Raw genomic sequence first — 13,373 nt, 5'->3', positions numbered from 1 at the left:
CTCCACCTCCTTATGCATTCAGTTCCTTCATAGCTGTCTCATAATTTTCATCCGTAACGGCAGCGCCGTGCCAGCCGGCCTGATTTTCCATGAAAGATACGCCCTTTCCTTTTACTGTTTTACAGATGATAAAGGTCGGTGTCTCCGTGTTTTCTCTCGCTTTCTTCAAAGCACTGCACAAAGCTTTCACATCATGTCCCCCCGCTTCAAGGACTTTCCAGCCAAATGCCTCAACCTTCTCCCGAATCGGATAGACCGACATTACGTCTCTCACCTGTCCGTCAATCTGAAGATTGTTATTGTCTAACAGAACCGTAAAATTCGAGAGCTTATAATGGGCAGCGGCCATCAGCGCCTCCCATACCTCTCCTTCCTGCATCTCGCCGTCTCCAAGAACACAGTAAACCCTAAAATCTTTACTGCTTCTCTTCGCAAAGCAGGCCATTCCGGCCGCTGCGGAAATCCCCTGTCCCAAGGATCCGGTAGACATATCTACGCCAACTGCTTTCTTTCTGTCAGGATGCCCCTGGAGCGGACTGTCAATCTGACGAAGGGTTTTTAACAATTCCTTTGAAAAATAACCCCGCTCCGCCAATGCCGCATAGTAAGCCGGCGCAGCATGCCCTTTTGAGAGAACAAAGCGATCACGCTCCTCCCAGTTGGGGTTTGCCGGGTCAAGGTTCATTTCATGAAAATAGAGAACACTCATTATCTCCGCTATGGACAAAGATCCTCCGGGATGTCCGGAGCCTGCACAGTGCAGGCTTTCTATCACATCCACTCTAATATCATGTGCGATAGCTTCCAACTGTTCCGCAGTATATTCCAATCTCATAAAAACTTCCCCCCTATTCTTTGATCATATCCATAGCCGGCATGCCAAGGGCGCTCCATCCGCCGTCCACGAACAGGGTTTGTCCCGTTATGTAGCTGGATTCATCGGACCCAAGAAATACAACCGCATCCGCAATTTCCGAGGGATCCGCCAGTCTTTTGAAGGGGACTGCCGCATGAATCTGATTCTGGGAAACCACGCCCAGACGGTAGCCATCCTGTACCATATTCGTCAGAATCCACCCCGGAGCCACCGCATTTACCCGAATAGCCTTTTTATTCCCGCAATCCTCCGCCCATTCTGCCGCCAGAACGGCGGTCATAGCATTTACGCCTCCCTTGGAGATTACATAAGGAGCTCTGCCCGGTGTCGTCTGTGTTGATGTGCCGGAAGAAATATTAACAATAGCACCACCTTTATCTCCCATCAGAAGCGCCGCCTGCTGGCAGCAGAAGAATACGCCTTTTAAATTCACATTCATCAATTTATCCCAGTTCTCCTCCGTAAATTCTTTCGACGGACAGCGGATCTGTATTCCTGCACAATTTACCTGTACATCAAGCTTTCCAAAGTGTTCTTTTACTTTAGCAAAGGCCTCTTTAATATCTTCTACGCTTGTCACGTCCATGCGAAACGCATAAGTCTCTATTTCAAACTCTTCTCCCAGCCGCTTGGCCGCTTCCAATGCAAGCTTTTCCTGAATATCGCCTATTACAATTTTTGCACCCTCAGCCGCAAATTTTTCCGCCATTGCATAGCCCAGTCCCTGGGCTCCTCCGCTTATAAATACCACTTTGTCCTTCAAATTTTTCATCATATTCCTCCTTTACCACCATTTGATCATGTCCGTAATCTCTTTTCTTATCCTGATAAACTCCGGATCCGAAACCTTTCTTGGCCTGGGTAAATCCACATCAATGCTGGCCTTGATTTTGGCCGGCTTGTTGGACAAAATCAATACTCTCTGTGCAAGGTAAGCAGCTTCCTCCAAATTATGAGTAATGAATAAAACCGTACTCCCGGTAGCCTGCCAGAGACGAATCACCTCATCCTCCAAGTAATAACGCATCTTAATATCCATCTGCCCATAGGGCTCATCCATCAAAAGCAAATCCGGATTCAGTGCAAATGCCCGTCCAATTACCACACGCTGTTCCATACTAACAGACATCTCATGAGGATAAGCATTCCGATATTTATCAAGCCCCAGAAGATCGATAATTTTCTCACTCTGAGCCGCAATCTCTTCATTTGACTTTTTCTTAATGCGCAGACCATATTCGATATTCTGCTGTGCTGTGAGCCAGGGAAATGCAGAAGGCTCCTGAAACACAAATGAAATGCTGTGCTTCTTCGGATCTGCAGGCTCTCCGTCAATTAAAATTTCTCCCTCCGTAGGATCAATCAGCCTTGTCAGAAGATTTAAAAATGTTGTTTTTCCACAGCCGGTAGGCCCGACAATACAGACAAATTCTCCTTTTTTAATATTAAAGGAAATGTCATTTAACACCAGCAAATCACCGAAACGCTTTGTCAGATGATTTACCTGGACCTTAATCTCTTGATTTTCCATGATATTCCTCCCATCTACAGCGCCAAATCGGTATTTGCCTCAATTGCTTCACGGATACGCAAAAACTCTGTATCAACATAATCACGTGGTCTGGGGAGCGAGATATCATAGACCTCTTTAACCGTCGCCGGGCAGGCGCTCAGCACAATAATCCGATCCGCCAGATATACCGCCTCCTCAATATTATTCGTTACGAATATAACTGTTCTCTTCTCCTGTTCCCAAATACGCAGAATTTCTTCCTCCATCTGGTAACGGGTCTGAGCATCCAACGCTCCAAAAGGCTCATCCATCAATAAAACCTGGGGATTGTTGCAGTAAGCACGTGCAATTCCCACGCGCTGCTTCATGCCTCCGGACAGCTGCTTGGGCAATGCGTTTTCAAACCCGTTCAGTCCCACCAGATCAATGAGGTATTGTGCCCTTTCTCTTCGTTTTTCTTTTGGTACTCCCTTTAATTCCAAAGGCATCTCCACATTTTCCATCACCGTTTTCCATGGAAAAACCGCTGTCTTTTGAAATACAAAGCCAAGATCCGTTCCGTCACTGTCAATAAATTCCACCTTGCCTTCCGTGGGCGTTTCCAAACCGCTCACCATATTCAGGAGCACGGTCTTTCCGCACTGACCCGGACCAAGCAGCACAAGAAATTCATTTTTGTATACATCAATCGTGACATGGTTTACCGCTTCAAAAATCATCTTTCGTGTCGCAAAGGACTTAGATATGTTCTCCAAGTGAACCTTGACTACTCTTTGCTCATCCATCCGCACAACTTCCTTTCAATAAATGTAAATACGGCGCTTAACAAGGCTCCCACGACGCCAATCAAAATCATAGCAACCATAATCAGTGCAACATCATAGCTGTCACGTCCCCTGTTGATTAAGAAGCCAAGTCCGGATTTACTCGATAACATTTCTGCCGCTACCACAACCATCCAGCCGGAGCTAATTGCAATTTTAATACCGGCAAGTATGGTGGGCATTGCCGCCGGAAACACCACATGTCGAAGCATCTGCCATGTATTGGCTTTATAAATTTTTCCCACCTTCAGATACATATCATCCACCATCGCAACTCCGGACATGGTGTTCATAACAATCGGAAAGAATGCGCCGATAAATACCAAAAGCACTTTTGGAAATTCCCCAATGCCAAACAGTAAGATAATCAGCGGAATCCAGGCTATAGGCGGAATCGGACGCAGAGCCATTAAAATGGGATTGAGCGCCGCACGGACCTTTTTATTCCATCCCATAAAGAGTCCCATACCGACTCCTAAAACAATTGCAGCCAAAAGGGCCATTACAACTCTTTTAAGGCTTGCAAAAACATGGCCGAGAATGGATATCTTCATAACCGGCTTTTCAATCAATCGAATTAACCGCTCAATGGTAGCCATGGGTGTAGGAAAAAAATCCGGCTTGCTGTTTGACACAAGGAACCAAATAGCAATCAGTCCAAGGATGGACAGAGTAGAAAGTATAATATCCCGAGTCTGCGATTGATTCTTTTTCATGCTCTGCTCCTCCATTTCACAACATAGTTTTCTAATTTCGATAAAAGCGTTGTCAGAATTGCTCCAATAACACCGATTGTAAGCATTCCCACTATTATGATATCCGATCTTACCAGGGAGCGTCCCTGCTGTATCATATACCCCAGGCCTGCCGTTGCTGCCAGCAGTTCCGATGCAACCAGGGTGGACCATGCATTTCCCAGCGCCACCTGTATGCCCGTAAAAGCCAGGGGCATCGCATAGTTTCTGCTTACGGTCCAAAATACCTCCCATGTGGATGCACCTGATGTCTTAGCTACGTTCAAATACACTACAGGCGTCAGCTTTACTCCCGTATACGAATTGATTACGCAAGGTACAAATGCCGCAAGAAATATAATAAATGCCTTGGCCGTTGTACCCACTCCCAGCCAGATGATAGACAGCGGAATCCAGGCAATCGGCGGAATCGGGCGTACAATCTCAAAAACGGGGGATACCAGCTTATCAAAGGTATGATAATATCCCATGATAAGCCCAAGGGGAACGCCGATGATCACCGCAGTGCAATATCCTACAAGAACCAGTTTCAAGCTGGTAATTATGTGAATGCCAAGTACGGCACCGTCCGGCTTTGGATCTGAAAACTTTTGTATAAAGGTCTTCACCACCTGTGTAGGCGCACAAAGGTACTTGCTGTCAATCCACCCTGCACGCACTGCCAGCTCCCAGAGACATAAAAATACCAGTATGCTGACTGTCGAGATAAGCAAAAGCTGTCTTGCTTCCTTTCTCTTGGCCTTTGCCTCAATCCGAATGGAATTGGCTGTCTCGGTGGAAATCTGTTTTGAATTATCACTCATATTCATCACTCCATTGCAAACCACATAATAGGGGGAGGGCTCCCCTCCCCCTATTATGTCTCTATTCTGTTTTGAACCTTTTCATTTTACTGCCCATTCATGTATGCTTCCATAAAGCTTGTATCAACCAATCCATTCTCCCGAAGGGCATTCAAATCATCCTCTGAAATCTTTCCCTGTCCTTCGAAGAACTCCGCAAATACCAGCAGAATATCATTTGCCTCACAGCCTCCGTCATCTCTTACCGTGAAAAGCTCTTTATTACGCTCTATAGAAGCATATGGACGGCTTTCAACTTCTTTCACCGCAGCAGTCTCGCTTAAGCTGATTCCCTGATCTTCCTCAAAATCGTAAAGCAGATCGGCTGTTCCTTCCGGATCCGCATTTAATTCCGTAGCGGCCTGCAGATAAGCCTTTAAGTAGGCATAAACACCATCCCAGTCATTGGCAATTGCATCCTCAGTTGCAACCACTACGCAGGGCTGAATAATTCCAAGGTTAACCGCATTTGCAACCTTTACCCAATCCGTATCTTCTTCTGCCTGGAATCCAAAAGGTGACCAAAGCGCTACAACATCGCCGGTGCCTGCTTTAAATGCCGCATAGGAATCAGCAACAGAAGTGTCAATCAGATTGATGTCATCCTCAGTCAGGCCCAGATGCTCCAAAAGCCCGATGAGCATCATATGGCAGGAGGTGCCGGTGGCACAAAGTACTGTCAGTCCCTTCCAATCATCTGCTGTTCCATACACGCCCTTCTCATCCGGTGTGCAGCCTGCCAGAGGGCTGTCGGGACGAACCCAAAGATCGACGGTGTTCTCATCCGGTGAAGTATAAGCTATAGCTTTCAGATTATAACCAACAGCTCCGAGAACAATACCGCCGGTGCCGGTTGTTCCTACATCCCACGCTCCGGAAGCAATCGCTTCATTCTGAACAGGACCGCCGGAATACATGTCAACTGTGGTATCTTCACATTTAAAATATCCCTGGTCAATGGCATATACGCTGGCAAGTGCATGGATGTACGGGTGACCGCTGACTTTGAGATCGTATACCGTATCATCTGCAGGTTCCGCAGTTTCTTCCGACTCTTGGGGATTATCTGCTGTGTCCTCCGCAGCCGGAGCCTCCTGTGCGGGCTTCTCCTCTTTTGAACCGCAGGCTGCCATACTGGCAACCATGGCTGTAGCCAATAACAATGCAACTAGTTTTCTCGTCTTCTTCATTTTTTACCCTCCTAATACATTTTTAAGGTTTACTTTTTGTGAGTTTTTTATAAATCAACTCGATTTGTAAGTTAATCATAGTTTATTAATACCCTAATTTCAACAAAATTTTACCCAAACGTTTGTATAACCGCCTAAGACACGCCCCTTATCAGCTTCCCTTGTGCAAGTTTTTGTCATACCGGCCAAAGGTTTTCCCGGTTTAGTTTGTGCAAAATTGTGAAAATATATTATTTTTATATATTCCTCTGCGGAGAGCCGCATTTTTAAATACTATTTTTACCCAAACGTTTGTCTATGCTTTTTCCAAAGTATTCCTTACGTTTTTTGTTGACACTTTTATTATTTTTTTCTATGATAAGATAAGATTTGAGTATAATTTAAGCAAAAAGCGAGGAAAATTTCATATGACGCTGAAAGAAATTGCACAAGAAGCCGGTGTGTCTATCTCTACCGTTTCAAGAGTAATTAATCAAAACAACTCCCGGGCCGCAAGCAAAGAGGTACAAGATCGTATCTGGGAGATTGTGCGTCGAACCAACTATACGCCCAACTCCATAGCCCGTAATCTCAAAAGCGGAAATACTCCTTCCGGTCAGGCTTCTTCTCATTCCATTGCCTGCCTGTTTGCAAGAGAGCCGGATGCCATTACGGATCCTTTCTTTTCTCAGCTGGCACGCAGCATTGAGAAAGAAGCCTTTAAGCAAAACTATATTTTAAAGTATTCTTTTACGGCTATTGATATTCAGCACCCAAGCACGTTCCATCTCATTGCCGACAATCATGTAGACGGCGTTGCCATTCTGGGACGCTGCAACAAGCAATTGCTGAGTTTTTTAAAAAAGCATTTTAATTATGTTATTTATACGGGCCTGAACAGCCTAAACGCCAAATACGATCAGGTCCTGTGCGAAAGCACTCTTGCCAGTGAACACGTTATTGAATACCTGATCGGGCTTGGACATACAAAAATTGCCTACGTAGGCGAAACTCAAAACGAGGAACGTTATGTGGGGTATTGTTCTACTCTGCGCAAGCACAATATTCCCATTCAAAATGAATTTATTTCTAATGTTATGATTTGTTCCGAGGGCGGATATCAAGGCACAAAAGCTCTTCTTAACAGGACTCGTGAAGCTACTGCTGTTTTTGCCCCCAATGACTTAACAGCTATTGGTGTTATGCGTGCAATTCAGGAAGAGGGCTTAAGAATTCCAGAAGACATATCCGTTATCAGCATTGATGACATCGATATGGCCCAGTATCTTTCCCCAATGCTTACTACTGTTCACGTTCCGCTGGAAGAAATGGGAAAAATGGCTGCAAAGACTCTGATTGACCGTATACAGGGCGGACATCATCTTCCCATGAAAATCTCTATGCCCTTTTATCTTGCCGTACGGGAAAGCTGCGGGCCGCCCAGAAAGACAACTATATAAAGACCCCAACACAAAAAGAGTATCCCTTCATACTCAAATCCTGTTATGAAGGAATGCTCTCTTCTTATATGGTCTGTTCTTTTTTATTTCTCTTTTCTCTCCGTATACACCTTAATCTTCGGCTCCGTACCTGACGGACGGATCACGACTTCCGAGCCGTCCTCCATCCACAGCTTGATTACATCGGACTTGGGAAGTCCGTCGATGCCTTCCTGATAATCCTTATACCGAACTACCTTGGAGCCCCGCATCTTCATATCCGGCTTCTCTGCAAGCCCCTTGCGTATCAGGCTCATGCGCCTGTCTGCCTCCATGCCATCAAAAGTATAGCTTTTCAGCTCTGTCGTATATCGTCCATAAGTCTGGTACAGATCCTCGAGTACATCCAGAAGCGTCTTGCCTATAGACTTGTAAGTGTCTGCCATCTCGCAAATCAGCATGGCCGCCCCCACCGCATCCTTATCCCGCACATAGCTTCCAACGAGATAGCCGCAACTTTCCTCAAATCCAAACACAAAACGCTCTGCCTTGCCCGCCTGTTCCAAAAGGCCAATCTGCTCTCCAATATATTTGAAGCCTGTCAAAGTATTGATTACCTCAACACCATAATGCTCTGCAATGTGATCTGCCATAGAAGTAGTCACGATAGTCTTAATCACAACGGGATTTTCCGGCAGTGTTCCTGCCTCCTGCCTGCATTTCAATATATAATCCAATAGTAGGATTCCCACCTGATTTCCTGTCAATTGCCGATAAGTCTCGCCTTGCCGGACAGCCACGCCAATGCGGTCACTATCCGGATCTGTAGCAAGCAGCAGATCTGCCTCCAGCTTTTCACAATAGTCCAATCCCAGCTTCAGCGCTTCCGGTTCCTCCGGATTCGGGATGGGGCAAGTAGGAAAATTACCGTCCGGTTTTGCCTGTTCCATTACAATCTGTAGATTCTTTATTCCAATATATTTTAGGATACTGCTCACACAGCTTAACCCGCTTCCGTTCAGCGGCGTATAAACCACTTTCAAATGAGATGTCAGTTCCTTTTGCGTTCGTTTTTTTATAATAGACGCAAGAAATGCCTTGATGGTCTTGTCATTGATATACTCAATTTCTTCCGATTCCAAAAAATATTCAAAATCCAGATCCTCCCCAGCCTCTTTCTCATCGGCCTTTTCAATATACATCTGGATCGCCGCTGCTGCTCCGCTGGTGACCTGACATCCATCTGCCCCATAAACCTTAAAGCCATTATAGTCTTTTGGATTATGACTGGCCGTTATACAGATTCCTGCATCACATTTCAGATGGCGCACTGCAAAGGATAAAGTCGGCGTCGGCATCAACCGGGGATAAATATACACCTTACATCCCTTCAGGGCCAATACTCTTGCTGCTTCTTTTGCAAATTCTTCCGAGTGATTCCGGCTGTCATAGGCTACTGCCACAGACGGTTCTTCACTCCGGCTTTTCACATAGGCTGCTGCCCCCAAGGCTGCCTCTCGTATGGTTTCTAAATTTAAATGATCCGGTCCCGGCCCCATAGTGGCACGAAGCCCTCCTGTTCCAAACTTTAAATTCATCCGTTATACCTCGCTTATAAGTATTTGCAGCCTTCCAATAAGGTGGTAGGCTCCCATTCCTTTTGGGAGAAAGATACTGTCACCCTTTGTAAGCTTCAGGCTTCCATAGTTGCTTTTTAGGCTTCCTTCTCCCTCCAAAACAAGAAATGACTGAAAGGATGCCTCAACATTCCCTTCCATACATTCTACTATCTCGTATAATTGTACCACAAAATACGGACATTGCACTAATAAAGTTTTGGAATATCCATTTTTCTCGATTCTGGGCCCCATAGGATGACGTCCTGGCAAAGGCGGCATGAAGTTCGCAGCCTTAAGAGCTTTCTCAATATGCAGCGTCCGTCTCCTGTGGTTCTCGTCCTTTCGATCATAATCATACACTCGATATGTGATATCAGAGCTCTGCTGCACTTCTGCCACCGTAATCCCTCTGCCAATAGCGTGAATAATTCCTGCCGGAACAAAAAGAACGTCTCCTTTTCTTACCATTACCCTACGGCATACCTCCAGAAGGGTTCCGTTCTCAATCCGTTTCCGAAATTCATTTACAGAAATTCTATGCTTCAAACCATAATACAAATATGCGTCAGGCTCACAGTCCATCACGTACCACATCTCTGTTTTACCATTTCCATGTTCCATCTCCCATGCAAGAGAATCCTTTGGATGCACCTGAACCGAAAGGGCCTCCTTCGCTGTAATGATTTTAATCAAAAGAGGGATTTCTTCCAATCCCTCGTTCAGCCAGGAGAGCATCCAATCCTCTGTTCCCCATAAATAATTTTTCCGTACTGGTTGCAGCTTTATTGGCCCTTGCTCCATCATCGCTCTGTAAACGCTCCTGTCTCATATTTTTTACAGAACCACTCATAAGTCTGGCGGATTCCTTTTTCCAAATCAATTTTCGGTTTCCAGCCCGTCTCCGAAATGCGGCTGATATCCGTCACCTTCCTGGGCGTTCCGTCTGGCTTTGCTGGATCCAGTACAATTCTGCCCGGATAACCTGTTACCTCTTTTACAAGCTCTGCCAGCTCTAAAATGCTTACTTCCTTCCCGGATCCCACATTAAAAAATTCGTTTCCGTCATAATGATCCATCAAATATAAGCATGCGTCCGCCAGATCATCCACATTCAAAAACTCCCGCAAAGGCGTCCCGCTTCCCCAAACAGTTACCGCAAGCTCTCCCTTTTGTTTCGCTTCGTGAAACTTTCGTATCAGTGCAGGAAGCACATGAGAATTATCCAGTGCAAAGTTGTCATTCACTCCATAAAGATTGCAGGGCATCACACTGATATAGTGAGTGTGGTACTGCTGATTGTAAAAAGCGCACATTTTCAGCCCTGCAATTTTTGCCAGCGCATAAGCCTCGTTCGTTTTTTCCAAATATCCGCTCAAAAGATATTCTTCCCGAATAGGCTGAGGGCATTCTCGCGGATAAATACAAGAGCTTCCCAAAAACAGCAGCTTTTTTACCTGATTTTTATACGCTGCATCTATTACATTACACTCTATCTGCAGATTCTTCATAATAAAATCTGCCGGGTATGTATCATTGGCATGGATTCCGCCCACCTTGGCCGCTGCCAAAAGCACATAATCCGGTTTTTCCTCTGCAAAAAATGCTTCCACCTCTGCCTGCCTTGTCAAATCAAGCTCCTCATGTGTTTTCGTAATAATCTGAGCAAATCCCTCTTTTTTCAGACAGCGTACTAGTGCAGAGCCTACCAGTCCGCAGTGTCCGGCCACATATATTTTTTTCTGTCTATCCAATGGTTCACAAATCATTTTTCTTCTCCTATTCCAGTTTCGCAGCGCTCATACTGTATACCAAGTTCCTTCATGTCATGCTCCATCATAAGTTTTACCAGTTGCTCAAAGGAAGTCTTTCCTGGATTCCAGCCTAAAAGCTTCTTTGCCTTTGAAGGATCTCCCAAAAGCAAGTCTACCTCTGCCGGGCGAAAAAAATCAGGGGATACTTCAACTAATACTTTTCCGGTTTTCATATCAATCCCTTTTTCTTCGACACCCGTTCCCTGCCATTGAAGATTAACTCCCCCCTGACGAAATGCAGTCTCTACAAATTCTCTTACGGTATGGGTCACACCGGTTGCAATCACAAAATCCTCTGGTGTCTCATGCTGCAGCATCCTCCACATACATTCCACGTAGTCCTTGGCGTAACCCCAGTCCCGTTTTGCATCCAGATTTCCCAGATACAGCTTTTCCTGATGCCCCGCCAAAATATTTGCTGCTGCCAGCGTGATTTTCCTTGTTACAAAATTTTCCCCTCTCCGTTCAGATTCGTGATTAAACAGAATCCCGTTTACCGCATACATTCCGTATGCTTCCCGATAGTGCCTCGTTATCCAATAGCCATAGAGTTTTGCCACCGCATAAGGAGAACGGGGATGAAATGGTGTCGTTTCCCTCTGTGGAATTTCCTCAGCCTTTCCGAAAAGTTCAGAGGTTGACGCCTGATAGATCCTAGTCGTCCTCGCAAGTCCTGCCGCACGCACAGCTTCAAGTACACGCAAAACGCCAACTCCATCTGCATTTGCTGTATACTCTGGTTCCTCAAAGGAAACAGCCACATGAGACTGAGCTGCCAGATTGTACACTTCGTTCGGTTTTATTTCAAGGAGCAGACGCACCAGATTCATAGAATCTGTCATGTCCCCATAAACCAGATGTAGCCTTTGTTCCTCATCTGTTCCTTTTTTTAACAGATGGGTAATTCTTGCTGTCGTATCGGTGGAGCCTCTGCGGAACAACCCATAAACTTCATATCCTTTTTCCAGCAAAAGCTCCGCCAGATAAGAGCCATCCTGGCCAGTAATTCCTGTAATTAATGCTGTTTTTTTCATAATATACTACTCCTCTCTATCTCATCCCACTCAAAGGTAATCCGATGAATGTCATCATTTCCCACACTGGTTCCCACATGAATCTCAATATACTCAAAATCCTTAAACGCTTTTACTGCATGACGCTGGTTTTTTCGAATACAGACTGCTTTTCCCTGAGAGAGCGCAATCTTATTTCCTTCCAAAATCAATTCACCTGTCCCTTTTAGGACCGTCCAAATCTCATCTCTATCCTTGTGGTAATGGTAACTGGAAGTCATGCCGTCATAGATTCGAATCTTTCTTGTCAATGTAGAGATTTGTGCTGTCTCTGTATCATCCAGAGTTTCCAATGTTCCCCATCTCCGTTCTTCAAACATGGGCCGTGTCTGAAGCCCCGCTGTCAATTCTTTTACTCTGCCTGTCTCATTCTTATCTGCTACCAGAATTCCATCCTGTGCTGCTACGACTACCAGATTCCTCGTTCCTACAGTAACTACCGGCATTGCCAGTTCATTGATTACCTGCGTGTTTCTGCAGGTATCATCTAAAATCACTTTTCCAAATGTATCCATGCTCATCTGCTCTGCCATAGCATCCCAGGTACCAAGATCCTTCCAGTATCCCTGGAATTCTACAGCCGCCAGCTTTTCAGATTTCTCCAGCACCTCATAGTCAAAGCTGATCCTTGGTAATTTCTCATAGGCAGCATACAAGCCTTCGTAATCTTCCGGAACCCCGTACACTTTTGCCCGTTCCAGCATATCTCCAATCCGAAGACAGAAAACTCCGCAGTTCCATAGGGCTCCCTGCCCCAAAAGTTCTTCCGCCTGCCTTTCCTCTGGTTTTTCTATAAAGCTTTGGATCCAGAAATACCCCTCCTTCTGCTCTCCCGGCAATATATATCCGTATTTTGTTGCTGGATAAGAGGGCACTGCTCCCATAAGTCCTGCATCTGCACCGGAATCCTTCATAACCTTCTCCAATCCCTTTACCGCTTCAAAATAAGCTCTTTCTGTATAGGGGTCTATGGGCATCACGGCTACATAATCTTCTTTAGACGCTCCCATGCAGCTATGAAGATAGGCACAGGAAAGCAGTACGGCTCCAAAGGTATCCCTGCCTGCCGGTTCTGCAGCCATCTGCGCTCCGGGAACCTGACTTTGAATCAGCTCCGCCTGTGCTTCTCCCGCAGTGATAATTGTATTATTCGCTATTTTTGCATCCAAAAGCTGTGCCCATACTCGCTGAAGCATCGAGCAGCGTTCCATGGAATTTGTTTCCTGATTGACCAGCTTTACATATTGTTTCGGTCTTGCATCATTTGATAACGGCCAAAGGCGTTTTCCTGAGCCGCCGGACAACAGTGCATAATACATAGATTTTTTTCCTTTCAGGTTGTTTGCTTATTAATTCTGTTTTTTCATTGCTTTTGACAGTATAAACCGGTATATTTAAGATAACAAGTGAAGATGTTGCTTAAAATAGGTATTATATTGCTATCCACAAGT

The 13,373-nt window shown here is 45.4% G+C and carries 13 protein-coding genes; 1 reads left to right on the top strand and 12 read right to left on the bottom strand.

The features are described from left to right. Positions 1–10 precede the first annotated feature (10 nt). The 7 genes from VSQ61_RS04815 to VSQ61_RS04785 form a co-directional block, all read right to left on the bottom strand. Positions 11–835 (bottom strand): transketolase, encoded by an 825-nt coding sequence (locus VSQ61_RS04815; RefSeq protein ID WP_334343312.1) that lies wholly within the window; start codon positions 833–835, stop codon positions 11–13. 13 nt (positions 836–848) lie between these two features. Beyond that, positions 849–1,649, bottom strand: a complete 801-nt coding sequence (locus tag VSQ61_RS04810) for an SDR family NAD(P)-dependent oxidoreductase (RefSeq protein WP_334343311.1) — start codon at positions 1,647–1,649, stop codon at positions 849–851. A 12-nt stretch (positions 1,650–1,661) separates the two neighbouring features. Then, positions 1,662–2,408 carry an ABC transporter ATP-binding protein gene (locus tag VSQ61_RS04805; protein WP_334343310.1) on the bottom strand — a complete coding sequence of 249 codons (747 nt, stop codon included), beginning with the start codon at positions 2,406–2,408 and terminating at the stop codon, positions 1,662–1,664. 14 nt (positions 2,409–2,422) lie between these two features. Then, positions 2,423–3,175, bottom strand: a complete 753-nt coding sequence (locus VSQ61_RS04800) for an ABC transporter ATP-binding protein (RefSeq protein ID WP_334343309.1) — start codon at positions 3,173–3,175, stop codon at positions 2,423–2,425. Then, positions 3,157–3,930: an ABC transporter permease gene (locus VSQ61_RS04795; RefSeq protein ID WP_334343308.1), complete on the bottom strand. Its 774-nt coding sequence runs from the start codon at positions 3,928–3,930 to the stop codon at positions 3,157–3,159. Before VSQ61_RS04795 ends, VSQ61_RS04800 begins: the two co-directional genes overlap by 19 nt. Further along, positions 3,927–4,772 (bottom strand): ABC transporter permease, encoded by an 846-nt coding sequence (locus VSQ61_RS04790; protein WP_334343307.1) that lies wholly within the window; start codon positions 4,770–4,772, stop codon positions 3,927–3,929. The genes VSQ61_RS04795 and VSQ61_RS04790 overlap by 4 nt, the downstream gene beginning before the upstream one ends. 86 nt (positions 4,773–4,858) lie before the next feature. After that, entirely contained in the window at positions 4,859–6,001 is a 1,143-nt protein-coding gene (locus VSQ61_RS04785) for an ABC transporter substrate-binding protein (protein ID WP_334343305.1), read from the bottom strand. 407 nt (positions 6,002–6,408) lie between these two features. Between VSQ61_RS04785 and VSQ61_RS04780 the strand changes: the two genes are divergently transcribed. Further along, positions 6,409–7,440, top strand: coding sequence for a LacI family DNA-binding transcriptional regulator (locus VSQ61_RS04780; protein WP_334343304.1), 1,032 nt, complete (start codon positions 6,409–6,411; stop codon positions 7,438–7,440). Between the two features lie 83 nt (positions 7,441–7,523). Here VSQ61_RS04780 and VSQ61_RS04775 read toward each other — a convergent pair whose 3' ends face one another. From VSQ61_RS04775 to VSQ61_RS04755, 5 genes are read right to left on the bottom strand one after another with little or no spacing between them, the layout of a single operon-like run. Further along, positions 7,524–9,017, bottom strand: coding sequence for a phospho-sugar mutase (locus tag VSQ61_RS04775; protein ID WP_334343303.1), 1,494 nt, complete (start codon positions 9,015–9,017; stop codon positions 7,524–7,526). Between the two features lie 3 nt (positions 9,018–9,020). Next, positions 9,021–9,842, bottom strand: coding sequence for a class I mannose-6-phosphate isomerase (locus VSQ61_RS04770; RefSeq protein ID WP_334343302.1), 822 nt, complete (start codon positions 9,840–9,842; stop codon positions 9,021–9,023). Then, positions 9,839–10,804, bottom strand: coding sequence for a GDP-L-fucose synthase family protein (locus tag VSQ61_RS04765; protein WP_334343301.1), 966 nt, complete (start codon positions 10,802–10,804; stop codon positions 9,839–9,841). Before VSQ61_RS04765 ends, VSQ61_RS04770 begins: the two co-directional genes overlap by 4 nt. Then, positions 10,801–11,883: a GDP-mannose 4,6-dehydratase gene (gene gmd, locus VSQ61_RS04760; protein WP_334343300.1), complete on the bottom strand. Its 1,083-nt coding sequence runs from the start codon at positions 11,881–11,883 to the stop codon at positions 10,801–10,803. The genes VSQ61_RS04765 and gmd overlap by 4 nt, the downstream gene beginning before the upstream one ends. Next, complete coding sequence (locus VSQ61_RS04755; RefSeq protein WP_334343299.1) at positions 11,880–13,241, bottom strand: sugar phosphate nucleotidyltransferase; 1,362 nt, start codon at positions 13,239–13,241, stop codon at positions 11,880–11,882. The genes gmd and VSQ61_RS04755 overlap by 4 nt, the downstream gene beginning before the upstream one ends. Between the last annotated feature and the right edge of the window lie 132 nt (positions 13,242–13,373).

This window comes from Candidatus Merdisoma sp. JLR.KK006 (assembly GCF_036941035.1).
Taxonomy (GTDB): domain Bacteria; phylum Bacillota; class Clostridia; order Lachnospirales; family Lachnospiraceae; genus Laedolimicola.
The sequence above is the reverse complement of the archived record's forward strand: the minus strand, read 5'-3'. Positions and strand labels throughout refer to the sequence as shown.